18 protein-coding genes are annotated in these 26,193 nt (G+C 60.1%); 5 read left to right on the top strand and 13 right to left on the bottom strand.

Annotated features, from left to right (window positions below; translation table 11 throughout):
* Window positions 1–19: 19 nt before the first annotated feature.
* From L6R21_08150 to xseB, 6 genes are all read right to left on the bottom strand, one after another.
* The gene (locus tag L6R21_08150) at window positions 20–3,325 is read right to left on the bottom strand and encodes a DUF4623 domain-containing protein (GenBank protein ID MCK6559158.1); all 3,306 of its coding nucleotides are present in this window, start codon (window positions 3,323–3,325) and stop codon (window positions 20–22) included.
* Between the two features lie 171 nt (window positions 3,326–3,496).
* Window positions 3,497–4,525: a PorV/PorQ family protein gene (locus L6R21_08145; GenBank protein ID MCK6559157.1), complete on the bottom strand. Its 1,029-nt coding sequence runs from the start codon at window positions 4,523–4,525 to the stop codon at window positions 3,497–3,499.
* Between the two features lie 78 nt (window positions 4,526–4,603).
* The gene (locus tag L6R21_08140) at window positions 4,604–8,497 is read right to left on the bottom strand and encodes a T9SS type A sorting domain-containing protein (protein MCK6559156.1); all 3,894 of its coding nucleotides are present in this window, start codon (window positions 8,495–8,497) and stop codon (window positions 4,604–4,606) included.
* Between the two features lie 131 nt (window positions 8,498–8,628).
* Window positions 8,629–11,442: a TonB-dependent receptor gene (locus L6R21_08135; GenBank protein ID MCK6559155.1), complete on the bottom strand. Its 2,814-nt coding sequence runs from the start codon at window positions 11,440–11,442 to the stop codon at window positions 8,629–8,631.
* 551 nt (window positions 11,443–11,993) lie between these two features.
* Window positions 11,994–12,869: an NAD(+)/NADH kinase gene (locus L6R21_08130; protein ID MCK6559154.1), complete on the bottom strand. Its 876-nt coding sequence runs from the start codon at window positions 12,867–12,869 to the stop codon at window positions 11,994–11,996.
* Window positions 12,870–12,871: 2 nt separating this feature from the next.
* Complete coding sequence (gene xseB / locus L6R21_08125; GenBank protein ID MCK6559153.1) at window positions 12,872–13,105, bottom strand: exodeoxyribonuclease VII small subunit; 234 nt, start codon at window positions 13,103–13,105, stop codon at window positions 12,872–12,874.
* Window positions 13,106–13,427: 322 nt separating this feature from the next.
* Between xseB and L6R21_08120 the strand changes: the two genes are divergently transcribed.
* Together L6R21_08120 and L6R21_08115 are read left to right on the top strand one after the other, a co-directional pair.
* Entirely contained in the window at window positions 13,428–14,906 is a 1,479-nt protein-coding gene (locus L6R21_08120; protein MCK6559152.1) for a CoA-acylating methylmalonate-semialdehyde dehydrogenase, read from the top strand.
* Between the two features lie 345 nt (window positions 14,907–15,251).
* A complete protein-coding gene (locus L6R21_08115; protein MCK6559151.1) occupies window positions 15,252–16,508 on the top strand; it encodes a GWxTD domain-containing protein in 1,257 nt (418 codons plus the stop codon).
* Window positions 16,509–16,763: 255 nt separating this feature from the next.
* Here the strand turns inward: L6R21_08115 and L6R21_08110 are convergent, their stop codons facing one another.
* The 3 genes from L6R21_08110 to L6R21_08100 form a co-directional block, all read right to left on the bottom strand.
* Complete coding sequence (locus L6R21_08110) at window positions 16,764–18,623, bottom strand: bifunctional homocysteine S-methyltransferase/methylenetetrahydrofolate reductase (GenBank protein MCK6559150.1); 1,860 nt, start codon at window positions 18,621–18,623, stop codon at window positions 16,764–16,766.
* A 59-nt stretch (window positions 18,624–18,682) separates the two neighbouring features.
* Window positions 18,683–20,368: a HEAT repeat domain-containing protein gene (locus L6R21_08105; protein MCK6559149.1), complete on the bottom strand. Its 1,686-nt coding sequence runs from the start codon at window positions 20,366–20,368 to the stop codon at window positions 18,683–18,685.
* Between the two features lie 148 nt (window positions 20,369–20,516).
* Complete coding sequence (locus L6R21_08100) at window positions 20,517–21,257, bottom strand: lysoplasmalogenase (GenBank protein ID MCK6559148.1); 741 nt, start codon at window positions 21,255–21,257, stop codon at window positions 20,517–20,519.
* 242 nt (window positions 21,258–21,499) lie between these two features.
* On the opposite strand from L6R21_08100, the gene L6R21_08095 reads away from it, so the two are divergent.
* Window positions 21,500–22,036 carry a YkgJ family cysteine cluster protein gene (locus L6R21_08095; GenBank protein MCK6559147.1) on the top strand — a complete coding sequence of 179 codons (537 nt, stop codon included), beginning with the start codon at window positions 21,500–21,502 and terminating at the stop codon, window positions 22,034–22,036.
* Window positions 22,036–22,266 (top strand): hypothetical protein, encoded by a 231-nt coding sequence (locus tag L6R21_08090; GenBank protein MCK6559146.1) that lies wholly within the window; start codon window positions 22,036–22,038, stop codon window positions 22,264–22,266. The genes L6R21_08095 and L6R21_08090 overlap by 1 nt, the downstream gene beginning before the upstream one ends.
* 230 nt (window positions 22,267–22,496) lie before the next feature.
* On the opposite strand, the gene L6R21_08085 is transcribed toward L6R21_08090, so the two are convergent.
* On the bottom strand, window positions 22,497–23,345 hold the full coding sequence (locus L6R21_08085; GenBank protein MCK6559145.1) for an HAD-IIA family hydrolase: 849 nt from the start codon (window positions 23,343–23,345) through the stop codon (window positions 22,497–22,499).
* Window positions 23,346–23,493: 148 nt separating this feature from the next.
* Between L6R21_08085 and L6R21_08080 the strand changes: the two genes are divergently transcribed.
* Window positions 23,494–24,528 carry a dipeptide epimerase gene (locus L6R21_08080; protein ID MCK6559144.1) on the top strand — a complete coding sequence of 345 codons (1,035 nt, stop codon included), beginning with the start codon at window positions 23,494–23,496 and terminating at the stop codon, window positions 24,526–24,528.
* Here the strand turns inward: L6R21_08080 and L6R21_08075 are convergent.
* From L6R21_08075 to L6R21_08065, 3 genes are all read right to left on the bottom strand, one after another.
* Window positions 24,507–25,097, bottom strand: a complete 591-nt coding sequence (locus L6R21_08075) for a Maf family protein (GenBank protein ID MCK6559143.1) — start codon at window positions 25,095–25,097, stop codon at window positions 24,507–24,509. The genes L6R21_08080 and L6R21_08075 overlap by 22 nt on opposite strands.
* Window positions 25,098–25,214: 117 nt before the next feature.
* Window positions 25,215–25,757, bottom strand: a complete 543-nt coding sequence (locus L6R21_08070; protein MCK6559142.1) for a macro domain-containing protein — start codon at window positions 25,755–25,757, stop codon at window positions 25,215–25,217.
* Complete coding sequence (locus tag L6R21_08065) at window positions 25,757–26,158, bottom strand: hypothetical protein (GenBank protein ID MCK6559141.1); 402 nt, start codon at window positions 26,156–26,158, stop codon at window positions 25,757–25,759. The genes L6R21_08070 and L6R21_08065 overlap by 1 nt, the downstream gene beginning before the upstream one ends.
* Window positions 26,159–26,193: the final 35 nt, after the last annotated feature.

Genomic DNA, 26,193 nt, shown 5'->3' with positions numbered 1-26,193 from the left:
AGCTCTGCTGCACCTGAGGCTACTTGGTGAGCACCATCTTGTTGGTCTTCACGAAGTCCGGCGTTTCCAGCTTGTAGAGGTAGATGCCGGAGCTGGCGCGCTGGCCGTCGCGATCGAACCCATTCCATCTCACCGAATGCGTGCCTGCCACCTGCGCGCCGTCAAACAGCGTCGCCACGAGCTGGCCGGCGAGATTGTAGATGCTAAGGGTCACCCGCGTATTCTTCGGGATGCCGTAGCGAATCTCGGTTTCCGGATTGAACGGATTGGGATAGTTCTGTTCCAGCACATAGGCGAGCGGCGCCTGGCCCGGCCGGTCTTTGACGGCCGTCGGCCGGCGGTTGTCAAAGTCCCAAGCATCATAGTAAGCGGGGTTGATGCTGCCGAATTGGGTATAGATGGTGAAGGTCGGGCCGCTGTCATCGATGTTGGCAACATGGTTGTTGCCGAAGCCGCCCTTGCCGCCTTCGTTATCACCGCCCTGAATGCCGAACTTGTACACTTGGCCGACCTGGCTCTTGGAACCGATGCCGGTGCTGTCCGGCGAGGCCAACACCATACGCGTGAAGATGGAGTCGCCCGCGACGCGGTCGCCATTGGTGCCGTCGTCATACATCTTCTTGTTGAGGTTGTTCTGCAGGCCCAGGCCCCAGTCGCCGCCGGTGTTGCTCCAGCCGCCGACTGCCGGACCATTCATCCACACGCCCGCCGCCAGGATGTTGGTGGCCTTGGTGATGTTGAAATCGCCCTGAATGTCGAACAGCGTATCGCCGGCCATGACTTGATAGATCGCCGGGCGCAAATCGACTTCCCAGGTTACCATCACGTTGCGCGCCAACCGCGATTGATTCGGGAAGGTGGGCTGGCGGCGCGCGTTGACTTCGCTCGCTTCGACGTCATCGATTTGGAATGTGGCACCGGGCACGTTGAGGCGGCGGCGTTCCGCACGTGAGGCCGGGCTGCCGGTGAAATTGAAGTCGTAGTAGTTCTCGCGCACCTCGACGCCGTTCTTGGTGACATAATACTGGTAGTCCAGGTCCTTGTTGATCGTGCTCACCAGATCAAGCTGGCCCTGGTAGATGTTGGTGAATCCCTGCCGTGCCAGACGCACCCGGCCGACCGTATTGGCGGTGGCGTTGTAGCCGGCCACTGCTTCCAGCGTATCGCCATGCGAAAAACCGCGCTCCCGGATGGCCTTGGTCACGTCGGTGCGGAAGGTCACAGTGATGGCATCCTTGTTGTTGGTGGGCAGCGGCGGGACATCACCGAGCCACTTCCAGTAGAGCGTGGTGTCCGGAGTCGCGGTGTTCAGCAACAATTGGCGGTTGCCGCCGAAACCACCGAGCTGGTTTTCCCACAGGACGACATTGTCGGTGCCCTTCTCGAGCACGACGAATTGATACGGCACATCCGCGGCCGCTTTCGGGAACTGTGCCACGCCGCTCCAGAAATTCGCGGCCGGATAGTTCAACTGGCCGGCATTCTGCGTGTCTTGTTCCGGGGCGAGTTTGAAGCTGGTGCCCCAGTCAAACGGCGCGACGCCGCCGCGAATGCCGATTTCACGGGTGGCGGGATTCCAGTCTTGATAGCCTGCCACATTCACGCGTAACAGCACGTCGATCTTGTCGGCGTCGGTGAAGGGCGTGTAGAATTGATCGCGGCCATTGACGGTGTTGTAGAACAGCAACGGCACGGTCTCATCGGCGTTCCCCACCTTCCATTCCCGGTTGGTGGAGCCGGTGCCGAGATTCGCTTCCCAGCCGCTGTTGCCGTCGTTCTCGGAATCGGCAAAGAGCTTGAAGCGCAGCTCGGTGCCGGATTCAAACTCCAGCGTCGTGGTCCAGTAGTCGCCGGAGACATAGTTGAGCTTGCCGCCGGTGGCATTGTCCCACGTCAACGGCGCTTCGTTGCCGCGGATTTGAATGTTGGCCCGGCTGGTGATGGTGTCGGGCACGGTGGCGGTATTCACCCAGAAGGTCACCTTCACCTTGGCCGAAACCGAGGTCTTGTTGTTGAAGTAGACCTTATCCAGCACCTGGCCGCCGGCCGCCAGCGTGAACTTGCGGTTGTCGACGTTCTCCCAACTGCCGCCCTGGGTGGCGCTGTCACCGCGGGCGGTCAAGTTCTCGATGACATACTTGAACTCGAATTCCGAACCCGCCGCGCTGGCAGGAAAGCCGACGGTCAGGGTGTAGACATCCGGGTTGGCCGCGCTGGCAAAGGCTTCAATGCGGTTGCCCTTCCATTCCTCCAGGCCGGGATTGGCTTCATTGATGAAATTGCCGCGCAGCACGACAATCTGGGAATCCGGTTTGAAGAAGCCCAGTTGTTTCTGAATGCCCATGTCGATCTGAAACGTCACGGGCACGCGCGTCACGGCCTCCGCCAGGCTGTAGGAACCGATCACGTTGTTGGAGAGCAGCACGATCAAGGCATTGCGCACGGGATCATAGCCGAAGGCGCCGGTGCCGTTGAGATTGGCATTGGTGCCGACCATCGCCGTTTCACCTACGGCAAACGCACGCTCCGGGCCGTTGGTGACATTGATCAACCGGGTCCATTTCGGCAGACCGGCAGAAATGTTTTGATTGACGGCAATGAACTCAGGCGTGGTCTTGAAATACTTGATGCCGCAAGACTGGAAGCCGGCAACTGCTTCTGCAACGCCGCCGAGCAGCATGCCGGTTTGATCGAACAGCGCCGGCCGCACGCCGTAGGCATTGCCCCAAATGTTGCCGGCAGGCGCAGTGGCATCGATGCCCAAGCGCGCCCGGGTGCCCACACGAATGGTGTCGTTGACCACGTAGGTCACGCCATCCGCCGTGGTGAGCAGGCCGGCATGCAGCGTGTTGCCGCCGCCCGCGGCATAGATTTCTGTGTTGGCGCCGGTGCCGACCACACCGAAGGCATCACCATAGCGATGCGGCGTGGTGGGGAACAACGCATCGAAAGCCACGGTGGGTTGCGCGGCTTCGTTCTGCCAGCGATAGACCTTGAAATTGGCGGTGTTGCTGACGCTGAGATTGCAGGCATAGATGACACCGTTCTCATCCACATCGATGAGATTGATGGGGAACGTGCCACCGCCGACATTGGTCAGGTCCAGCGTGCCCAGGCTGTCGCCATTGGCCGCATTGAGAATGACGACGCGCGGGGCGCCCGTTCTGGCAACGACCAGCACATGATCCGTGGCCGGATTGTAGGCCAAGCCGCGCGTGTTGTTGTCGGCCTTGAACCACGAGACCGCATCGGCCTTGATCTCCCAGTTGGGTGTCATCTTCACCTGGGAAAAGGCGGCTGCCGCCATTAGTAACAGAGACAACATCCCTATACCTAGACGTCTCATACTAACCTCCGCTTGAGTTTTGGGTGGTACGGCGTTGAGTTTGTTTACCCTATTGACCCGTTGTCGCGTCATCGGCCATCCATTTACCTCCCTGAGTTGTGGTGAACAAAGCCCGGCTCATCGGGGTGCGCTGCGCAGGCGCTCCGGATTTCAGAAGGCCAGGCCGAGTGAAAACATTTTGACATTGTCGAGCAGGCCGTAATCGGCATAGGCGAAGTCGAAATTGAGCATGCCGGCCGCGCCCATGTTATATTTCACCCCGGCGCCCAACGTCAGCCCCTCTTCACTGTCCTCGCGGAAGAGCGATTTGTAGCCGCCGCGCAAGAACAGCGTGTTGTACAGCTCGACTTCAGTGCCGAGATTGAGCACGCCGGTGTTGTCGCTCGGCCGCAGCGCGTCGGCGGCCAGCGTGACGCGCGTGTTCTGCGCGCGCAGCAAATCATACGCGAGCCCCACCCGGAAAAACAGCGGCAGCGGCCAGCGCTCCGTGCGCAATTCGGAAACCAGCGTCTCATTGTTGCCGGAGTTATCCGGATCGATGTCGATGCGTTGCAGCAGGTCCTTGCCGCCAAATTTCATGTCCGCCCCGAAATTCGAAATGCTCATCCCCAGCCGCATGTCGTTGAACTGGGTGATGAACAGCAGGCCGGCATCGAAGGCAAACGAGCTGGCCGTCTCGTTCCAGATTTTCTGCTGGATATATTTGGCGTTGCCGCCGATGGCAAAGCGATCGGTGAAGCGCCGCGCATAGCTGGCGGCCACCGCCAGATCGTTCGCCGACCAGCGCGCGCCGGTGCCGGTTTGATTGTACTCATCGACGACTTCCTCTTCGCCGTAATCCAGCAGGGTCACGCTCAGGCCCAGGGCGTTGCCCTCTCCCACCTGCAAGACGAAGCCGGCCCAGTTGAAATCCGTGTTGACCAGCCATTGCGTATGCGAAACCAGCAGTTGTGATTTCTCCAACATGGCAATGCCGCCGGGATTCCAGTACAGCGCGGTGACATCGTTGCCCAGAGCGGCGAAGGCGCCGCCCATGGCCGCGGCACGCGGCCCAATCGCGATGCCGAGAAACGGCGCACTCGCCGTTCCCACTTTGGCCTGAGCCCGCAGCTCACTCGCGCCCAGGCTGAGGATGAGCAGCGCCAGGCTCAGCGCCACGATATTCACTTTGCGGATCATGTTCTCGTGCTCCCTGTTTTCAATCGAGCAGTCTCGAAACTTGTTCTCCAACGCGGCGGCCAGGGGTGGCCGCCGGCGCTACTTGATGATCGCGATCTTGCCCTGCTTCTGGCCGGCCTCGGAGTCGACCACGTAGAAATACACGCCCGGCGCGATATCGAGATTCTCAAAGGTCTTGAGGTTCCAGGCCACGGCGCCGCTCTGGAGGTTGCCGCCGTTTTGCAGCGTCTGCACCAGCTCGCCGCGCGCCGTGAAGATGCGAATCGTGGCGTTGACCGGAACATTGGTGAAGGTGATGCGCCGTTCGCCGCGCCCGCTGGTGACGCCCTCCGGCAGCGGCGGCTCGTGCACCGAGGCCACGACGTAGGGATTGGGCACGACGCGAATATCGGAAAGCATCTGGCTGGCGCGGGCCCGATCGACCGTGGGCAGCTCCGGTGCAAAAGTGAAACGATCGCCGCGGCGGAACGGCTTGCTGGTGTTGATGAACAGCGTGTCGCCCGCGCCGAAGGAGATGGTGGTATCCTTCGAAGAGGAGAACACCATGTCCCAGGTCACGACCGGAATATTGTTCGCACCGGTCTCCACCAGCACTACTTCGTCAAAGGTCGAAATGGTCGTGCCGTCGTTGTCCCGGTCGAGCACGAGAAAATCAATATAGCGCCTGTCGGTCAAATTGTAGACGCGATAGTTGACCGGCACCGGCTGTGCCCCGAGGAAATCCGAGGAGGTATCGACAATCGTGCTGGCAAACTCGAAGCGATAGCTGGCGGCGTTGCGGAAGCCCTTGATGGTTTCGGTGCCGAGATTCAACTCCAGCGGCACGAAGCTGAAGAAGAACGGCTGCTTGTCGCGGTTGAAGCGCGACCGGCTTTCGATTTTGGCAATCGCCTTGGCGTTGCGGAACGACAGCACCAGGCCGTCGAAATTGTCGGCATCGGAGAGCCGCGGCGCCGTGGTACTGCTCGGCACCTGGCGTTGCGTTGAATCGAGGTTGGCGCTGCGATAGACCGGATAGTAGCGGTAGCTGATGGCGTACTGTCCGGCCGGCAGCGCGCCGCGCCGCGCACCGCGAATGCGGCCGCGATCCAGCAGCACGAGATACTCGGAGGCCGGCACCGTGGCGCCGGCGGGATTGCGCACCACCACCGAGCCCGGCACCAGGTTTTGCTTCGACAGATTCACAAAAACCGTATCCTGGGCCAGAAAAGCCTCCGTCACGCCCGTGCTGTCCATGATCGAATAGGAGGTGGTGAATTTCTCCAGCAGCTCCTTGTTGTCGCGGTGATCGAGATTGGGCTCGCCGCGATCGGGCACGCCGTTGCCCTCGGAGCCGTCGGGATCATTGGTGTCTGCCACGCCGTCGCTGCCCACGTCATCGGTGAGCAGATTCCAGTTGTTGTTGTTGTCGATGCCGTCGGTCGAGGTGTCGTAGAACTCCAGCACGTAGAGGTGGCCGGTCAGGGCTTCGTGATTGAGCACCTGATAGTTGATGTCGCCGGTCGCAACGGTCTGCACCGGGCTCAGCGGCACGCTGTCCTTGGGATGCTGGTAGCCTGCCACTTTCGTGCGCGGCGTCGCGATCACGGTGTTGAGATCGGTCTGATATTCTCCGTTTGCCAGGCGGCGGATCACGCGGGTGTTTTCTTTGGGGAAAATGTCTTTGGAAGCGTCGCCGCGATCGTAGGCCACCACCGCGTAGTAGTAAGTGCGGCCGTTCTCGACATTCTCATCGATGTAAGTATGCTGCAAACCGGTATCATTGCCGAGCAGGAACGACAACCCGCGCAAATCCTGATACAGCGAGCCTTGCGCCTGGAAATAGCCGGTGAGGCCGTTGATCAGGTCGAACTGGGCAATGGGCTTGAGCTGCTCGATGGTGCCGTCGGCGTTGGTGATCAAACGCGCGTCATTGAAGAGCGGATCAGTCGAGCGATAGACTTTGTAACCCTCGAAGTCTTTCTCGCGCGTCGTCGGATCCACCGACTCCTCCGCATGGCGATCCCAAGTGAGCGTCACTTTGCCGTCGCCGGCATAGGCCTGCACCACCGGCTTGCGCGGCGCCTGCGGGAATTGGTAGTTGCTGTTGTAGATCTTTTGCACGGTGTCGCGGTTCTTCAGCAGATCATCGAGATCGAGCTGCCGGCCGCCGCCCGCGCCATAAACCAGCGCCAGCGAGAAGCTGCGCGTCTGGCCGGCAGGCAGCGGGAAATAACCCGAGCCGAAGATGAAATCTCCATCTTCGCCTTGAATCGGCCGGTTGTTGACGATCGACGGCGGCACGTCGAAGAAGCCGGGCGTGAGGCGCTGCCACAGGCTCTCATCGTCGCGGATCGAGAAATTGCCGGCAGGCGCGAAATATTCGAAGCTGGTCAAGCCGATTTGATCAGACTCATCGACGTCGGTCTTGTCGATGTTGGGTTCACCCGGCAGATTCGTGCCGGCGCCGCTGGTGGCCAGGGCATCGCCTTCGCCGAGGTCGCCGGTGCCGGCTTCACCATCGAGGCCGACGTCGTGGAATTCCACGTCCCAGTCATTGTCATTGTCGATCTTGTCATCGCGCTTTTCATCGAGCATGCGGTCGATGGCGCCGCGGCCGGTAAGATAGTCGATGCGGGCGAGCGGATTGAGGCGGTCGAACAGAGTGTTGCCGTTCTGATCCACCCGCACCTGGCGGTAGTGCAATTGCGAGTTTTCGTCGATGACGCCGTCGAGATCATTGTCGATGCCGTCATAGGCATTGGGATTGACAATGGTGCGGAACTGGCCCGGCAAGCGGTAGGTGTTGCCTTCGACCAGCTTGGTGATGCCCGGGCGCACGAAGATTTTGGCGCCCAGCGTCGTGAAGGTCGTGTCGCGGTCGGGAACAGTAGCTATGGTGCGCCCGAACCGGCCTTCATTGGTGATCAACACCACTCGCTGCCCGGGGAGGATGCGCACCGAATCGAACTCGGTGGACTGAAACAGCCCGGCCGTGGCAGGCACGCCGCTGTCGACGTAATCATCGAAATCGCCGTCGTTGTCGAGGCCGTCAAACGGATTGCCCGGGCTTTCCAGAAACGCGTAGCCGACGACGCCCACTTCACCGACCCAGTTGGGGTTGCGTCCGGAAACGTTGTCGTCAAAATCCGCGGTGTAGGTGAGATCGCGCTCGACATCAAAGAAGGAAAAATCGTCGTCATACTCGCGGCGATCTTCCGTGGAGGTCACGCCGACATAGGTTCCCACCAGCGAGCCGAACACCACGCGATTGTAGTTGGTGGTGCTGTTGTTGGACACTTCATAAAGCCAGAAGATGTTGTCTTGCGCCAGCACATCGTTCCACTGCAGCGCGCGCACCCGCACTTCCAGCCCCAGGCCGTTGCGGCTGGGATTGTTGGCATCGGGCTTGAAACTGACGCCGAAGCGATTGTTGGCGGCGACGTTGAACTCTTCGTCGGCGTTGTCATCCATGACGAAGTAGGTTTCCAGGTCGGCGTTGAATTGATTGCGGCCAAAGTAGCCGTTCCAGGCGCCGCGCCAGCCGGGATCGAGCGCATCATCCAGGCGGTCAGGCCAGAAGCCCGGCCAGGAACTGGGGTTGTTGCTGATGGCCACATCTTGTTGGCTGGCGTTCAAGTAACCGGAGACCGGCTCGAAGCCCCAGCGCTTGCCGGTGGGCGATTGCTCCGGCCCGCCGGAGGACGGGCGATCCACCGGACACACCACCACCGAGTGAAAGACCGTATCGGCGGCATTGATTTCGGCGCCCACCAGGATGCTCACGTCGCCGACGTAACCGTTGTTGGGGTTCAGCCAGGCGCCCCGGTTGCCGCGCGTCGAAGGCTGGCCAATCACGCCCCAGTTGCCGTAGACGGTTTTGACCAGATTGCCGTCCATGATGCCGGAGCGGCGGAACTCCGCGCCGCTTTGTGCCTGCAGCGCAAAGGGCAACAGCGCCAACAAAGCAACGATGCTCAAAACTCTTTTCATGAGATGACTCTCCCTCATGTCGAACTCACACATGTCTGCCGCCTTCCGGGCGGTTTGATTAGTTGGAAATGCACGTCCGCAGGAGGCTGCGGGAGGCGCTGAGCGACCGCCCGGACGGTCGAGCGCAAAAGTCAGAAAGTGATGGTCGTGCCGAACTCGACACGGCGCGGCTCGGAGAAATAGGTCGGATAGGTGTACCACTCGTCGATCGAATTCACCGGCGTGCGCGTGCCCACGGTGCGGATCGCAAGATTGCGATCGGTGGTGAAATCGGCCTGGCCGGTGTCATTGAAGACGTTGACCTCGTTGAGCGTGTCGAACAGGTTGAACACCCGCGCAAACAGCGAGAGATTCAGACGGGAAAGCCGGAAATCCTTGTACAAACGCAAATCGACGTTCAGGTTTCCCGGTTTGCGTTCGGAATTGATCGACAGCGCCGAGATGTCGGTGACCTGGCGTGGCGAATACGGCTGTGCGCTGGCGGCCTGCAGAATCAGGCCGGCGCCCCAGCTCGAGCCGTTGTAGGCGGTGGAGATATTGAGCGTGTGGCGCTGGTCCCAATCCACCGGCGTGAGCTGGACTTCCGGCAGGGCACCGGAGTTGGCCGCATTGCGCGCGGCTTCTGGATCCGAATTCGAAGCCTTGGCGACTTGGAAGGTGTAGTCGGCGTTGGCGGAAAAGCCGCCGGCAAAGCGCCGGCTGTAGGAAATGATGACGCCGCGCACCAGGCCAAAATCAGCATTGACGAATTTGTTGTAGTAGGCGGCGCCGCCGAAGACTTCGATATTGTCGGCGCGCGTGCTGGTGAGATCGCGAATATCCCGGAAAAACGCGGTCACATCGATCGTGCTGTTACCGGTGATCTCCTGCTTCAACCCGATCTCATAGTTCGTGGTCTGTTCGGGCTCCAGATCAGCATTGCCGATCAAACCCTGGTTGCCGGTGCCGCTGCCGATTTTGAAATCGCTGTTCTGATACAGCCGCTCGAACTTGGGCGCCTGGAAAAACTGGCCGAAGGAAAAATGAAACACGCCGCCGGCCAGCACGGGGAAGGAAACGCCCAGCCGCGGGCTGACCTTGGTCTTGCTGCCCACACTCTTATACCAGTATTGCTGGCGCTGCTCGATGGTCAGACTCGGCTCGTCCGCATCCTGTATGCCGTTGCCGTTGCGATCGAAGAAACGGTTTTCCGGCCGGATGGGATTGTAGATGTTGGGATCGCTGGGATCCGCCAGCACGCGGCCGTCGGGATCGAAATGATCCAGCCGCACGCCGACATTCACGATGAAGTTTTGCAGCTCGATCTTGTCCTGCAGGTAAGCTGCAAATTCCGTGGGCCGGTGCGTGCTGCGGTTGTGATCCGGCGTGCTGAGATCCGGCACGCGCGTGCGGATGAAAGGTGAATCGTTGGCAGGATCGAAATCCGATTGCTCGAGCACCGGCTGCAGACTGATGTCTTCGAAGAACACCCGGTTGCGGCGATACTCCACCCCGGTTTTGAATTGATGGCTGTTCGTCACCTGGCTGGTGATATCGAGCTTGACCAGGCCGGTGGAAGTGCGGCGGTTGAAATGACGATTGCTCACGCCGCCGGTTTTGAAGCTGAACAGCAGTTGATTCGACAATTGCGGATGAACATAGCGCGGATCGTGCGGATCCTCGTAGGCATATTCCCGGTATTCCTTCTCCGTATAGGAGACGGCCAGATCATAGAAGGTGCGATTGCTGACGGTGTGGGTGAGTTTCAGGATGTTGGTGAGGCCGGTGCGGAAGCGGTTGACGTTGCCGTCGGGGTTGAGCACGAAGTCGCGGTCGAAGTCTTGATAATCGACATCATCGTAGATCGAGGTGAGCGTAAACTTCATCGTCGGGCGAAATCGGTAGGTCAGCTTGCCCTGGCCATAGACCTTGCGATTCCAGTTCATCGGCACATAGGCGCCGTCGCCCAAGCCGGAAGGATCGCGCGAGGCGATGAAGGTGCCGGTCGAATCCAGAAAGCCGATGTTCTCCGGTTTGTAAACGCGCTGGCCGCGCAGCCAGCCGTCAAAGTAGATGTAGCGGCCGGCGACGTTGAAGGAGAGCTTGTCGCCGATCAGCGGGCCGTAGAGGCTGCCCTCGAAATTGCGGATATCCGCTGGATTGACGTTTTTGATGTCACGGAAGAGGGGCGCCGGGGTGGCCGCCTGCGTCGAGTAGGGTGCCGGAAAGCCGCCCCAATCCAGCTTGTCGTTGCCGCTGACGTAATCGCCAAAATAGGTGGTGAGCGCGCCGCCAAATTGCGCGGCTCCTTCCTTGGTCGCGATGTTGACGATGCCCGAGAGCGCCTGGCCGTATTCCGCATTGAAGGCGCCGCTGATGACTTGCAGCTCCTGCACCAGGTCTTTGTTGACGTCGACCACGGTGCCGCCATCATAGGCGTCGGTGACCGGTACGCCGTCGATCCAGTAGGCCACCTCGCCTTTGCGGCCGCCGCGAATGTGCAGGCCGTCCTTGTCGACCACGCCCGCCTGCAGACTGATGACTTCATTCACTTCGGTCACCGGCAGGCTCTGGATGCTTTTGTCACTGACGATGGCGGTGGTGGCGGTGAGGTCCTTTTGAATCAATTCGCGCTGCGCCACCACTTCGACTTCTTCGCCAAGCTGCAGGGTTTCCTCGGCCAGTTGGAAGTCGGCGCGCGTGGTGAGATCGATGCTGACGCGCACTTCTTTGAGCGTCATCTCACCGTAACCGATGAGCGAGGCTTTCACGCTGTAGACGCCCGGCGGCACGTTCAGAATGATGTACTCGCCTGCGATATTGGTGGCCGCGCCCAGCGTCGTTCCTAGAACCACGACATTGACGCCCGGCAGGCCCTCATTGCTCGTCCGGTCGATGACCTTGCCCGTGAGCTTGCCAGTGGTGCCGGCAAAGCTGGCCGTTGCCAACACGGCCAACAGGATCAAAGGACAGCAGATCAGCAAAACCCGGAGTCTTGAACAAGTCTGCATTACCGCCCTCCCGTCCTTGAAAATGAACTGTGTGGAGAATTGTTGAAAAGATGAATGATCATTTGCCGTCCCGCCCCTGGCCGGGGATCAGGCGGCAGTTTGGCAACTCGAGTCCCTTGCACCCGCTCGCAGGCGGTTGGAGAGGCCGGCGCGGCAGGGGTTGAAACGAAACGGCGGACAATCCGGAATTACTCGTGATGAGGAAGCGTGCCCGTTCGCGGGGCGGGCATCAAACTGTAGTGGCTGAGGAAGAAACGGCAGTACAGGAAGAGAAAAGACTGGAAAGCGGTTCCGGTTATTCAAATCACTCGCCACAACGCCTACCTTCATTTGCATAATTCAATATGAATCCAATAGAAAGCGGCTGCAACTGTTTGCTGGAAGGCCTTCCAAAAAATCGGGCAAATAATACATACGCCCATTTCATTTGTCAAGCCCTTTTTTCGTGGTCGGCAAAATGATTCATTATGCAGAAAACCCATGATCTCTGCACGCCGGCTGGCAGATTACTTGCGCAAATCCTCCCCCCAGTGAAATTTCGCGCGCAACTTGTCATAGAAACTCGACGAGGCTGGACCGGACTTGCGCACCAGGTTGACGCTGTAGTCGGCCTTGCGTATTTCCACACACATGCCCGAGACGATCCGCCGTGCCGGCTGGCCGTCCGCCGAAAGATGCGCCTGTGTGTCGGCGGTGGCAATCTCGACCATCACGGTTTTCTCATCGGGGATGACCACCGGGCGGGCGTTGAGAGAATGCGGGCAGATCGGCGTAATCACCATGGCTTTCATCTCCGGCGGCATGATCGGCCCACCGGCCGCAAGGGAATAGGCGGTCGAGCCGGTGGGCGTTGCCACGATCAGGCCGTCGGAAATGTACGTGTTGAGATATTCATCGTCGATCATCACCTTCAGGCGCACCAAACGCATCTGCCCGGCCTTGTCGATCACGAAATCATTCAGGGCATAAAGCGTGGCGGCTTCGGGCGCATTGCGGAGGCGGCCCTCCAAGACCATGCGCTTTTGCACTTCATAGCGGCCGGCCAAAATCGCCTCCAGCGCGCTGTAAAGCTCCTCCGGCCCGATTTCAACCAGAAAGCCCAAGCCGCCGAACTTGACGCCGAGAATCGGCACGCCCGACCGCCCCACCACATGCGCCGTCGCGAGGATGGTGCCGTCTCCGCCCAGCGAAATCAGCATGTCGCAATTGAGATGAACGGAGTCGCGCGGCGCCACGGTCACGCGCGGCGAAACCACGCCCAGGTAAGCGGCCAAATCATCGGCGATCACCACCTCGGCCCGATCACTCAGCCACTGCAACCACCGGGGCGCCACCTCCACAATCGCGGCGTGCGTCAAGTTTCCCAGAACGGCAAAGCGCATGTTCATCCGATCTCGGGATCACTCATGAGTTCGAGCTGAAAACCGGCCTCGGTTTTCACCAGCTTCTGCAGTTTCTTTTCGGCTTCTTGCAACTGGCCGGCGCACAGGCGGTAGAGGCGCACGCCTTCTTCAAAAACCTTGACCGCCTCCTCCAGGGGCACTTGTCCCTGTTCGAGTTGCTGCACGATGGCATCCAGCTTCGCCATCGCCTCTTCAAAGGAAATCTTTTTGCTCATTCGGCCTCCGGCAGTTGCGATTGATCAGCAATCTAACAAACTGGTTCACAATGGCAAATTTCGGTCAGAGAATCAAGCAGAATCTCTGCGCCAGCGGCCGCAAAAAATGCCATTGCTTCTCGCAGCGATTTGTGATATGTTTGCCCCGCTTTGCCGGCGATCGGCGCTGTCACCGCAAGCAGGCGCGGTTCGGCCGCCGGCCGGGATGCTGTTTGGCGGGCAGCGTCCACCTTGCGCTCCGTGCCAAGCCTCAGCCTCCCCTCCCGCCATGAGCAGTCACAAGACCAGCCATTGCCTCACCTTCAGGTAAGGAGAACGTGCCATGACGACCACTTCCCGCTTGCCCAACTACATCAACGGCGCTTGGTGCGCCGCGAGCGCAACCGAATTTCTCGAGGTGCGCAATCCGGCGACCGCGGAGCTGCTGTGCCTGGTTCCTCTCTCCCCGGCCCAGGACGTCGACCAGGCGGCGCAGGCAGCGCAGGCAGCGTTGGCCGGTTGGCGCAACACGCCGCCGACCGAGCGCATTCAGTATCTGTTCAAACTCAAGATTCTGCTGGAGGAGAATCTCGAGGAAATCAGCCGCACGATTACCATGGAATGCGGGAAGACGCTGGAGGAGGCGCGTGCCGAGATGCGCCGCACCATCGAGAACGTCGAAGTGGCCTGCGGCATTCCGATGATGATGCAGGGCCAGATTCTCGAAGACATCGCCGCGGGCATCGATGAGATGATGATTCGGCAGCCGGTGGGCGTGTGCGCCGCGATTGCGCCGTTCAATTTCCCCGCCATGATTTGTTTCTGGTTCATGCCTTATGCCCTGGCCTGCGGCAACACCTTCCTCATGAAACCCTCGGAAAAAGTGCCGCTGACGCTGCAGCGGATATTCGAACTGCTGCACCGCACCGGCCTGCCCCGGGGCGTGGTGAATCTGGTGAATGGCGCCAACGCCGCAGTGGATGCCATTCTCGAACATCCCCTCATTCGCGCCGTTAGCTTCGTCGGCTCGACACCGGTGGCGCGCCACGTCTATAGCCGCGCGGCAGCCAACGGCAAGCGCGCGCAATGCCAGGGCGGCGCCAAGAATCCCGTGATCGTGCTGCCCGATGCCGATTTGGAGATGACGACGCGCATCACCGCCGACAGCGCTTTTGGTTGCGCCGGCCAGCGCTGCCTGGCCGCCTCCGTGGCGATTACGGTGGGCGCAGCGCGACAGCCATTTACCGAGGCCATGGCCGAGGTTGCGCGCACGCGCGTGGTGGGCTATGGTCTGGAGGAGGGCGTGCAAATGGGACCGGTGATTTCGGCGCAGAGCCGCGACCGCATCGCGGGCCTGGTTGCGAAGGGGGTGGCGCAAGGCGGCCGCCTGTTGATCGACGGCCGGCAGCCCCAGATTCCCAAATATCAACACGGCCATTTCGTGCGGCCGACGATTTTGCACGAGGTGCCGCCGGAGAGCGAAATTGCCCGCACCGAAATCTTCGGGCCGGTGTTGAGCTTGATTCACGTCGACACAATTGATCAGGCCATTGCCCTGGTGAATGCTGGCGCGCACGGCAACATGGCCTGTCTGTTTACCAACAGCGGCGCAGCGGCTCGCAAGTTTCGCCACGAGGCACAGGTCGGCAATCTCGGCATCAACTTGGGCGTGGCTGCGCCCATGGCCTTCTTTCCCTTCAGTGGGTGGAAGGAGAGCTTCTTCGGCGATCTGCATGCGCAGGGCCGGCATGGCGTGGAGTTTTTCACGCAAACGAAAGTCGTGGTCGAGCGCTGGCCCAAGGAATGGTCGCGCAAATTCTGACCTCTCCGTGCGCGCGGTTTGACCGTGGCGCAAGCCGCGCGTGCAATCTCTCCCGCACTGCAGGAGAGCTCCGGCGTGGCGTCCTCCGCTGGCCGTGATATCACAACCTGCCTGACTGATCCCCTCTCCCACCCTGCGCGTGTCTGCAAGCTGCTCGTCGCCAGTGCGCAGTTCTGCCGCTGCTTCGATTAAGAAAAAGACATTTCCCGCAGCAGCTTCAGCAGGGTTTCGGCATTGAAGGTACAAGATTCGACAACACATCAGCAGACCACTGCCCAACGCTTTTCTCCGTGATCTTCCCCGCGGTCTACGCATCGGGACGCTTCATCCGAAGGAGTCGGATTCATGAGAACTTGCATCGCCGTACTGTTTTTGTTTCTTGCCACCACGGCCCATGGCCAGGGCTACATCGTCGAGCCGGCCACGCAGCCGGACTTCATTTGCGAAGTGTACAACCTGGGATCAAAGGATCCTGCCAAGAGCCGCCTGAGTGCATGCCTGAGCATCTTTCACTCGGATTTGCAGTTCGTTCCCGTTGCCGGCGGCTACGAGGCCAATTTCCGCATCGCCGTTCGTCTGACCAAAGGCGCCGGCGAACTGGCGGCCAGTCAAGAAACCTCCGAGCGCCTGCATTTTGACACCCTCGCCGAAACGCGCTTGCCGGAAAAATACAGTTTCTACTACTTCGAGCTGGAGGCTGCGCCGGGCGAATACCAAGTCGTCTGCGCCGTCACGGATTCGGCGCGCGGCACCACAGCCACCCGCACCCTCACCAAGAAGCTGCGGAATTTTTCCAGCCAGGCTTCTGCCCTGGAGATCAGTGAGATCCTCGTGGCCGATCAGGTGATGCGGGACGGCGCGAACGGTTTGATCATCCAGCCCGGCCTCTATCAAAACACCGCCTCGCCCAGCCGCGAAGTGTTTCTACATTTCGAGATTTTCCATCATGACACGACGCAGCCGTTGATCCTGCGCCAGACGATTTTGAATCGCAGGAAGGAAAAAATTATCGACCAGCAACGGCCGTGGCCGGGCCGGCAGCCGCGCGTGCAGTTTGCGCTGCCGGTCTGGACCGACATGCTGCCCTATGGCGACTATGAAATCGTGCTGGAAGCACGCAGCGGAAAGATTCAAAAGACCGCCTCGACCACCTTGCGCGTCGTGTGGGATGGCATTCCGCAAACCGGCATCCATCTCGGCCAGGCGATTCAAACCGCGCTCTGCCTGGCAGAAGGTGAAGCGCGCCAATTGCTGGCCGCGGCCCTCACTTCCCCCACCGCCGAACAACACCGGGCACTGGCAGCCTTTTGGGAAGCTCGCGATCCCTCGCCCGGAACCGAGATCAACGAGGCGATGAATGCCTTCTATCAGCGCGTCGCCATCGCCAATGAAAAATTCGGCGGCAGCCGGGAGGGCTGGCAAACCGATCGCGGCCAAACCTTTCTGAAATTCGGCGCGCCTGACAAGATCGTCCTACACCCGCGCTCGATCGCCAGCCGGCCCTACCAAGTGTGGCACTATCACCGCTTGCATCGTTCTTTCAAGTTTGTCGATGAGGAAGGCGTTGGCGATTTTGAGCTGGCAGGCAGCTCCGAGGATTGACGTCGCGGTAGATTTTTCGGCAAGGCACCCCGAAGCGCTCTGCGACCGGATTCCCAGGATTGACAGGCTTTTTGTTTTGAACCGGAGTCCGGTCGCTGAGGCTTTTCAGGTTTGGTCGACCCAACTTCCTCGGCAGGCGATCAGGCAGGAGACTGCCTCAGACTTTGTGCTGAACGGGTGGCGAGGTGCAACTCTTTCTTGCCAATCTTCTGCATTCATCCTCCCTACCTTACTTCGGCGAACCCGCCTCGCGGCTCACACTTTCACCCTGCCGGTTTTGGCACTCTCGCTGCGGCGCACCAGGGCGCGGCATTTCTCGATCAACTCCAGACACATTTCGTAACGCACGAACGGCGTGATGAGATAGATGCCGTTGAAATAGTCCAGCACACTTTCCAGCACTTCCGCGGCAATGGTCACGCCTTCGCGCCGGGCCCGTTCGCCTTCGAAGCGAAACAGCCGCTTGCGGGTTTTTTCCGGCACGCGAATCCCGGGGACTTCATTGTGCAGGAAATCGGCATTGCGGCCGCTGACCAGCGGCATGATGCCGATGAAAACCGGAATATCCAAATCGCGGGTGGTGGTGTGAAGCTCCTTGGCCATGCGCCAGTCAAAGATCGGCTGGGTCATGACGAAATCCGCGCCCGCCTGGATTTTCTTGTGCAGACGGCGCACCTGGGTGTCGAGGCGATCGACATTGGGGTTGAAGGCCACGCCCACAACGAAGCGTGTGCCCTGTTTCATGGCCCGGCCGGAGAAGGCAATGCCCTGATTCATGCGCTTGATCATTTCCACCAGGCCGAAGGAATTGAGATCGAACACCGAAGTGGCACCGGGTTGATCGCCGAATTTGGCGGGATCGCCGGTCAAAGCCAGCACGGTGTGCAGGCCGAGCGCATGCAGCCCCATCAATTCCGACTGCAGCCCAACGAGGTTGCGATCGCGGCAGGCGAGATGAATGATGAGCGGCATGTCGACTTTCTGTTTGATGAGGGCGCCGAGCGCAAGGTTGTTCATGCGCGTGATGCCGAGCGAGCTGTCGGCCATGGTGAGCGCATCGATGCCGGCGCGCTTGAGTTCACGCGCGCCCTGCAGAATGGGCTCGAAATCCAAATCGCGCGGTGGGTCAAGCTCGACGATGATGGCCGGCCGGGTTTTGACTTTGGTCAGAAAATCGGGCGTGATGATTTCTTGCAGGCTGGGTGGCGGGGGCGCAGGCCGGACCGATATGATCTTGTCATTCACCGGCGGCAGGCCGCGCAGGCTCTCGGCAATCGCCTGAATGTGTTCCGGCGTGGTGCCGCAGCAGCCGCCGATCAGGCGCACGCCCTGTTGCCGCAGCTTGAGCGCGGCTTCGCCGAAATACTCGGGCGTGGAAAGATAGATGTAGCGGCCATCGACGTAAGCGGGCAGGCCGGCATTGGGGAACGCCGACAGCAGCAGGCCTTCCTCCAGCGGCACCTCCCGCAATGCTTTCAGAATGCCGGCCGGGCCTTTGGCGCAGTTGATGCCGACCACGGCCGCACCCAGGGCGCGCAGCCGTTTGAAAATTGCGGTGAGATGCTGGCCGTCGCTGGTATAGCCTTCTTCATCCGCCACCACCTGCGCGATGACCGGAATGGCGCTGAGGCGCCGCGCCTCTTCCACTGCGATTTCGAGCTCCGACACCACCGTGAATGTTTCAAAGATCAAGGCATCGGGCTGGCCCTCCACCAGCGCCGCAATCTGCTCGGCAAACAAGCTGCGAATTTCGACGGTTTCCATTTCTTCGCTGGCGCGGTCGCGCACCGGTCCGAGGGAAGCCAGCACGTAAGCCTGCTCGCCGGCGGCCGACCGGGCCAGGCGCACGGCAGCGAGATTGATTTCGCGCACGCTCTTTTCCAGTCCGTAGCGCGCCAGCCGTTTGCGATTGGCGGTGAAGCTGTTGGTCTCCACCGCTTGCGCGCCGGCCTGCACGTAGGCACGATGAATGCCCAGAATCAGTTCGGGCTGGGTGAGATTGAGTTGGTCAAAGCTCTGCGAGAGGGCGACGCCCTGGCTGTAAATCATGGTTCCCATCGCGCCGTCCGCGATGAGGAGGTCATGCTGCAAATGCTGCAGGAAGGGAATGCGCATGCCGGAATCTTCCTAATGTGTCTGAGATTGGTGCGGCCGGTTGGAGCCGGCGCTGCGATTCACAATTGATCAGAGATGGTTGAGGGCGCGATCTGATTGGCGAAGCCGGGCTGGTTGCGCGCCTGCCCCCACCACTGCTGCCACGCCGAGATGACGCGCTCGTTGGCCACCACCATGTCGTGGTTGAGCGCGGGGAAATGGATCGTGCCCAGATCTTGCCGCACGAGTTGCGACAAGGTCTGCACCAGGCGGCTTTGCGCTTCGGCGGTCGGTTCTTGGTTGAGAATGTCGATGAGGGTGGCCACCATGTTGGTGTGCCTGCCGGCGACGATGTAGTCCAGCATAAGCTGCACGTCGTGGAGTGTGAGATCGTAGTGGCGCCAATGCCGCAGCCATTCCGCGAACAACGGCAGGCTGGCGGGCTCGTTGAGCTCGCGCATCACTTCGATCAAGACGCGCAGGTGTTCGCCGGTGCGCGGCTCGCCGGCCAGCTCCAGCGTGATTTGCGCCGCCAGGCTGTCGTTCATTTTCACCAGCGCCAACAGTCCTTCGCGCTGCAGCAGGAGATCCGAGCCTGCTTTTTGCCGCAGCAGCGCGGCCAACGCTTTGATGGCAAGCGGCTGAGATGATTCACTCAACACGCCGGCGGCCGCGCTGCGCAAATAAGGCTCGCGTTTGTCGTCGCCGAGCAGGCGCACCAGGAACTGAATGCCCTCTGCCGAGCCAATCATACCCAATGCCCGCACGGCTTGCGGATGGTTTTCGCTGTTGATCAGGCGCATGAGCGCCTGATTGGCGCGGCTGTCCCGCAGTTCCGCCAAGCCGCGGCACGCGGCGTCTTTGACCTTGGGGTCACGCACTTTCAAGAGTTCGAGCAGCACCGCCAACGCCTGCGGATGCCGGCTGCGGCCGATGGCCAGAATCAAAGGCTCATAAGTCTGCGCGGCCGGCCGCCGCACCCGGTCGACAAGCTCGGCGAACTCCACCAGGCCGGCCGACGAAGGCTCGATGAGTATGTATTGTGGCGCGACGATGGTTTGCGGGACAAAAGCCGAGGAAGTGGTCTGGTTCGAATGGGCGGTGGGTAGGCTGCGATAGCTTGCGGCCAGCGAGAAAATGGCAAAGTGCTGGCGGTAATCGAAACGCAGCTCCAGCGTGTGATGGCTGAGTGGCGGGATGGAGAATCCCTCCGGCAACTGGATATCCTGCGCGTCGCCGTTTTCCCGCGGGCGCAACGTCGCTGCCGCGGAATCCAGTCTGGCTTCGACCTCCAACTTTTCCTTTTTATCATCCAGGGCGACATCGGCCAGGGCCGTCAGGCGCAGGCTCTGCACCTGCACGGTTTCGCGAAAGCGCTGATTTCCCAGTTTCCACACCACGGCATAATGGTTGGCCGACGGCTGCTGCTGCGCGAGCAATTCCCAATAAAAGGCCGGATTCTGCCAGGTCGCCAGGGTGAGATAGTTGAACCCAATTCCCGCCCACAGCCCGAACAGCAAGAGCAAGGCGCAGAGAATGCGGTACCGGCGGCGGTAAAGATAGACCGGACGAGTGCGGCGATACGTTCGCACGCGAGCCATGATGCGATACAACAGAAAGTATCCAATCGCGCTGGCGCCCAGCCAAAACAAGACCAGCTTGGCCCAGTCCATCGTGCGGCTGTGGCTCGCCTGCAACACGTACGCGACAATTGCCAAACCCGCCAGCAATGCCACGTTGGAGATGTAGTACAGATTCCTGCCCATCGAGCGGCTTCAGATTAGGTCAAAAAGAGAGTAGCGGTGAGCGCTGCGGCAATCGCGATCGCATTGTGCGGCTGCGGCTCTCGGCAGATGTGCTTCCGGCTGTTCGCGCTCGCATGCTGGGGCAAGATAGAAAATAATCAGTCCGAATTCAAGAGGGCGCTTGCTGCGTGTGGATCGCGACGCGATGATGAAGTAGGCCAGCCCGCAGGATCAAGAGCTGGCCCAGCAGGTAGGTCGACCAAATGAGCTGACCGGCGATAAAAGGCCGTGCGCGCAACAGGAAATATCCGAGCAGCGCATCAGAAATCAGAAACAAGACACCACCGAGCGCCACAGCGGCGCCGAGTTTTCCCCACGCCAGTGCCACCCAAAACGACCCCACGACCATCGCAGCCAGCACGAAGCTGTAGGCCAGCGAGGCCGAGATCACCATGCGCGGCGCCTCTGCCGGTATGACGCGCGACCAAATCCCAATCGCCAGCAGCGGCACGGCGGCAAGCGTGAAACCCAGCACCCGGCTGCTGCTGCCGTGCACGCGCGGGCGGCTGAGCAACACAAAAGCAGCGAGATAGCACACATGCGCCACTGCGAACGGCGGAATGGAAAGCAGGGTGGGCGGCCGGATGATGGCCGTGAAATCGATCAAGTCGGCGTTGATGCAGTCACCCACGAACGAGAACAGCGCGCCGGTGACCAGCAAACCGGCGACCCGTTGCCATTGTGCGCGCGCGAGCTGCGGGCCAACTGCGGCAGCATGCCTGATTTCATGCCTGATGACGAAGCCCAATGCGATCAGCCAAAGCATTTGCAGAAGATGAAACAGCCGGTGGAAGATCTCCACGGGTGGTGGCAGGAAGGGCGCGAGCAACTCACCGATTGCAAGCAGCATCAGTATCAGCAGCGTCAGGCGAGAGCTGCGGCTCAGGTTGACTCGCGGAGCGGATGGCAACGGAATGGCAATCATGGTTAGTCTTCTCTTTGTCGGCATGAGCGGAAGACGGCTCCGCAACAGGAAACAGTGCAAAGTATCGCTTGAGGTTTAACCTCGCTTGCATTATGTTCACGCCTCGCACTGACGCGAGGTGCGCGGACAATCAACGGATTCTCTCATTCCGCTTTTTTTCGAAGCCAATGTATTCTGCCAATTCCCCGCTGGTTCAAATCACGCCTGCCCGGCCGGCCGCGCCTGCCGAGGAGGCCCGCAACTGGGTGCTGTGCTCCGGCTGCACGCAATGCTGTGAGTACATCAGTCTCGAAATCGACTCACCCACCACACTCAAGGACGTGGATCACATTGTCTGGTACCTCATTCACCAAAACGTCTGGGTTTGGGTGGATGACGACAACAAGTGGTACGTCCAATTCAACACGCCCTGCGAGAAACTACAGCCGGAGGGCCGCTGCGGCTGGTATCAAGACCGCCCCAAAATCTGCCAGGACTACAAGCAGTCCGAATGCCCACGCTACTCGCCGGCCGCGGCCGAAAAATTTCTTTTCAAGGGCGCGGACGATTTCTTGGACTGGTTGGCGCACCATCGCAGCCGAGCCAAGCGCGAGTTGCGCCGGCGCTATCTCGCAAAACGTGCACAGCGCTGGCGCAGAACGAATGCCAAAACCACCACTTCGTCTCATCCAACCGTTTTCACCAGGCAAGAAAGGAGCAGGTGATGCCTCCCGAACCACGCAAGCGCGATCCGCAGGCGCCGGCCAGTTTGATACTCGAAGTGCGCACCAGCGACGGCCGCGTTTGGGGCGTGCTCACGGCCACGGCCAAGCATTTCTCTTCCGGATCGATCGGCTTCTACGCCAACGGCAAAGTGGAGAATCCGGACTCGCACGAACGCTATCAAGTCGGCGCCAATCTCATACTCATCGGCAGCAAGCCGGAGGACAAGTAGCTCGTGTGCATTTGAGAATATTGCCGCGCGCGCGGTTTCTTCATTTCTGGATGAACACGCGTGAGGTCCCACGTTTCTGAGCCGAGGCTGAGCATTCCTGGGACAATCTCAAGCCAGATTTCGTACGGTTGAGCCGTGGTCTGCCCGACTGGAGGCTTGAGACTCTGAATCGTCCAGCAAAGGCCGCGGCTGAGTCCAAGCTGACTGTTTGCGTGCAAAGCCACCAGCTCTCACCGGCGTCTTGCCGCAGAGCGCTCGCGTTGTGCCTGCCGCAGCAGCGGAATCAAATCCATGCAAGTTTCGAGCATCAAATCCGGCTGGGGCGCGGCGTGCCAGGCCTGTGCTCTCGTGGTCACGCCGGTGAGAACCAAAACGGTGAAGATCCCGTTCCTGGGTCCGGCGGCAATGTCGGTTTCCAGGCGATCGCCGACCATTGCCAGTTCAGCGGCAGAAATCCCAAAACGCTGCTGGATGCTGCGGTAGAGATGGGGCTCCGGCTTGCCGATGACGATTGGCGCAACGCCGGTGGCCGCAGTGAAGGCTGCCGTAAGCGCGCCGCAATCAGGTTGCAGGTCATGGCCGGGCAACGGGCAGTTCAGGTCCGGATGCGTGGCGATGAACCTCACGCCTCGGCGCAGATGGCGGCAGGCAAGGTCGAATCTCTCCCACGTAAAGGTCTTGTCGAAACCCAACACCACGAAGTCCGGCGCCGCCGCCTGCGTTTCGAAACCGGCCTCTTGGAATTGCCGTTGCAGGCTTTCAGTGCCGAGCAAAAAAATCGGCTGCGGCCCTCCCTGCGCCAGCAAATACTCGATGCTGGCGCGGCCGGAGGTGTAGATGTCTTCCAGTGTCGTTTCAATCCCCATCCCCTTGAGCTTCAACCAATAGTCACGCGGGCTGGCAGCGGAATTGTTGGTCACGAACACGCAAGACTTGCCAAGCTCACGGAGACTCTCGAGAAAACGCGCCGTGAAGGGGAAGACTTCGTTGCCCAAATACAGGGTGCCGTCCAAGTCCAACGCAAACACCTGAATCTGAGCCAGGCGCGCCATCGTCTTTTTCGCGAGAGCCTCGATCATTCGCCGGTCTGTTGTCATAGTGGGAATGCGCCAACCATAGCCAATTCCACGTTCAAAAGCAAGCGCGGCAGAGAAGACTCGATCAGACATTGGGTTTCGCCGCGCCTGCCGCATCTGTTGTCACGTCATAGCGAAGGAGAAGAATCACATGCTGCTGGAGTTATCAACCTATCGCCTTGAACTCAAGCATACCTGGACGATCGCCCGCGGGTCTGCTGATTTCAAGGAGTACAGTTTCGTGGAATTGTCGGCTGAAGGCGTGGTCGGCCGCGGGGAGGCCGCCCACAACATTCGCTACGGTGAATCGCTGGAGAGCATTCGGGAGTTTTTACTTGAAGCGAGGGGCCTGTTTGATAGCGCAAATCCTTATGAATTTTATGAGTTGAACAAAAAAAATCTGGCGCTGGCCCAGGGCCAAAATGCCGCTAAAGCATCACTTGACATGGCGCTGCTCGATTGGGTTACTCAGAGGCTTCAGGTACCACTTTATGCTCTGTGGGGGCTGAATCCTGCTCATACCCCGAAGACCAGTTATTCCATCGGCATCGACAGCCCACAGGCCGTCTATGAGAAAGTGCGAGAAGCAGAAGCCTATCCAATTCTCAAAATCAAACTGGGCGGTGAACAGGATGAGGAGATCATGCGCGCCGTCCGGGAAGCGACCGACCGCCCTGTGCGTGTCGATGCGAATGAGGGCTGGCAGGATCGGGAACTCGCGCTCGAAAGAATGCAGTGGCTTGCGGGTTTGAATGTCGAATTTGTCGAACAGCCCATGCCGGCAGGCCGCCTTGCTGAAGTGGCGTGGTTGCGTGACCACTCGCCCCTGCCGCTGGTCGCCGACGAGGACGTGAAGACTGTGAATGACATTCCGGCGCTGGCGCGTGCCTATCATGGCATCAATATCAAGATCATGAAATCCGGAGGATTGCAGGAGGCGCTGCGCATGATTCATGTGGCGCGCGCCCTGGGCTTGAAAATCATGCTGGGCTGCATGATCGAAAGCTCACTCGGCATCACCGCCGCGGCACACCTTTCGCCGCTGGTCGATTGGGCGGATTTGGACGGGAATCTTTTGATCAAGAATGATCCGTATCGCGGCGTCAAAGTGGAGGGCGGACGCTTGCTGCTGCCGCATACGCCGGGGCTGGGCGTCGAGAGGATTCAAAGCGCGAAGATCGAGTAGTCCCATTTGCGCAGCGCCGTGGTCAACGCGATAATCGGCAGTCCGATGATTGCGGTCCAGTCTTCGCAATCCAGGCGTTCGAACAGCAGCAAACCCGGGCCTTCGGTTTTGACGGAGCCGGCGCAATCGATGGGGTTATCCAGCGCAATGTAGGCACGCAGCTCCTCGTCGCTGAGATCGGCGCGCAACCGGCCGCTGCCCGTGATGAGAAATTCCTGGGAGAGATTGGCCGCAGTGTGATGGAGATAAAGGCCCATGTAAAACTCGTGGGTCCTGCCGCGCAGGCTCTGCAGCTCGCGCCAGGCGCGTTCCGGGGTTCCGGCTTTGGCGAGCACGCGACCGTCGCACCACACGACTTGATCGGAGCCGATGAGGATCGCGTGCGGATAATCGCCGGCAACGCTCATGGCCTTGCCGCGCGCCAGCGCCAACGCCAGCTCACCCGGATCGCCATTGTGCACGTGGTTTTCTTCGAAGCGGGGCGCGACGGCGCGAAACCGGAAACCCATTTTGGCCATCAGTTCCCGGCGGTAGGGCGAAGTGGAAACGAGAACGAGGTCGGGTGGCATGTTCATTAGTCTGCGTAATCGACAAACTCTGAACCTCAAGTTCGAAGCTGGCGGGTTCTGTGCTCTATGCAGTCGTGCCTCGACGTTCTCACGCGGCTCACAGCAACGGTGGCTTTCTCAGCCGGTCGCACCGAGTTGCTGCAATTGCCGCAAAGTTGATTCAAACACCGCATAGGCTTCCTCCCCCCACAAACAAAACATCACTTGCTGCAAGCCGGTCTCGCCCTGCAAATACTCCCGCGTGGTTGACAGCATGACCTGCGCGCAACGCTCGAGCGGATAGCCGAAGATGCCGGTTGAAATTGCTGGGAAGGCGATGCTCTGAAGGCGGTGTTGATCGGCAAGCGCAAGCGCATGGCGCGTGGCCTCGCGCAGCTTGCGATCTTCGTCCCCCTCTCCCAGGCGCGGTCCGACCGCATGAATGACATGTTTGGCCGGCAGGTTGCCGCCGGTGGTGAGGACGGCAGTGCCCACCGGCGTGCCGCCGATCCGGTCACATTCCTGCTGGATGCGTGGTCCACCTTTGCGCCGAATCGCGCCGGCCACGCCCCCACCGAGTTGCAAGGCGGAATTGGCGGCGTTGACGATGGCGTCGACCTTCATCTCGGTGAGGTCGCCTGCGCGCAATTGCAGCGCGGTGTGCTTGATCAGAATTTCCATCATTGAAAATCCATGAGCATGCTGTCAAACAAATAGCGCAGGTTGCCCCACTGCGAGTAGTACATGAAGAAGGCCAGGGCAATCGCCACCGCGATGGAAAGCAGACGCTGCACTTTGAATTGCGCCTCGACGTTGAAGAAGCTCATGAGGGCCAGCGTGAGGCCGCCTAGAAAGATGACGCCCGGGAAGAAATCACTCAGAAAGATCAAACCAAACAGCAGGCCGAACAACAACCCGCCCATCAGCTCGCCGATCAGGCGCCGCAGGCCGGGCCAGACATTCATGTTCTTGCTCAGGCTGCCGATCCAAATGCCGAGCAAAATAATCAACAAGAACAGGGAAAGATTGAATCCGGGGTCGAAGTTCCGGGTACGCAGCCAGTCGACCAGCTTGTCCAACATGAAACCAGTCCTTGAAAAGGTAAGTTGCGGTGCGA

Source organism: bacterium (assembly GCA_023150945.1).
Taxonomy (GTDB): domain Bacteria; phylum Zhuqueibacterota; class Zhuqueibacteria; order Zhuqueibacterales; family Zhuqueibacteraceae; genus Coneutiohabitans.
Note: the sequence above shows the minus strand (reverse complement) of the source record. Positions and strands in the feature narration are given on the sequence as shown.

Excerpts from the sequence above, each read along its gene's own strand:
- L6R21_08150 (MCK6559158.1), bottom strand. The coding sequence starts at position 3,325 with ATGTTGTCTCTGTTACTAATGGCGGCAGCCGCCTTTTCCCAGGTGAAG.
- L6R21_08145 (MCK6559157.1), bottom strand. The coding sequence starts at position 4,525 with ATGATCCGCAAAGTGAATATCGTGGCGCTGAGCCTGGCGCTGCTCATC.
- L6R21_08140 (MCK6559156.1), bottom strand. The coding sequence starts at position 8,497 with ATGAAAAGAGTTTTGAGCATCGTTGCTTTGTTGGCGCTGTTGCCCTTT.
- L6R21_08130 (MCK6559154.1), bottom strand. The coding sequence starts at position 12,869 with ATGCGCTTTGCCGTTCTGGGAAACTTGACGCACGCCGCGATTGTGGAG.
- xseB (MCK6559153.1), bottom strand. The coding sequence starts at position 13,105 with ATGAGCAAAAAGATTTCCTTTGAAGAGGCGATGGCGAAGCTGGATGCC.
- L6R21_08120 (MCK6559152.1), top strand. The coding sequence starts at position 13,428 with ATGACGACCACTTCCCGCTTGCCCAACTACATCAACGGCGCTTGGTGC.
- L6R21_08115 (MCK6559151.1), top strand. The coding sequence starts at position 15,252 with ATGAGAACTTGCATCGCCGTACTGTTTTTGTTTCTTGCCACCACGGCC.
- L6R21_08110 (MCK6559150.1), bottom strand. The coding sequence starts at position 18,623 with ATGCGCATTCCCTTCCTGCAGCATTTGCAGCATGACCTCCTCATCGCG.
- L6R21_08105 (MCK6559149.1), bottom strand. The coding sequence starts at position 20,368 with ATGGGCAGGAATCTGTACTACATCTCCAACGTGGCATTGCTGGCGGGT.
- L6R21_08100 (MCK6559148.1), bottom strand. The coding sequence starts at position 21,257 with ATGCTGCTTGCAATCGGTGAGTTGCTCGCGCCCTTCCTGCCACCACCC.
- L6R21_08095 (MCK6559147.1), top strand. The coding sequence starts at position 21,500 with ATGTATTCTGCCAATTCCCCGCTGGTTCAAATCACGCCTGCCCGGCCG.
- L6R21_08090 (MCK6559146.1), top strand. The coding sequence starts at position 22,036 with ATGCCTCCCGAACCACGCAAGCGCGATCCGCAGGCGCCGGCCAGTTTG.
- L6R21_08085 (MCK6559145.1), bottom strand. The coding sequence starts at position 23,345 with ATGATCGAGGCTCTCGCGAAAAAGACGATGGCGCGCCTGGCTCAGATT.
- L6R21_08080 (MCK6559144.1), top strand. The coding sequence starts at position 23,494 with ATGCTGCTGGAGTTATCAACCTATCGCCTTGAACTCAAGCATACCTGG.
- L6R21_08075 (MCK6559143.1), bottom strand. The coding sequence starts at position 25,097 with ATGCCACCCGACCTCGTTCTCGTTTCCACTTCGCCCTACCGCCGGGAA.
- L6R21_08070 (MCK6559142.1), bottom strand. The coding sequence starts at position 25,757 with ATGGAAATTCTGATCAAGCACACCGCGCTGCAATTGCGCGCAGGCGAC.
- L6R21_08065 (MCK6559141.1), bottom strand. The coding sequence starts at position 26,158 with ATGTTGGACAAGCTGGTCGACTGGCTGCGTACCCGGAACTTCGACCCC.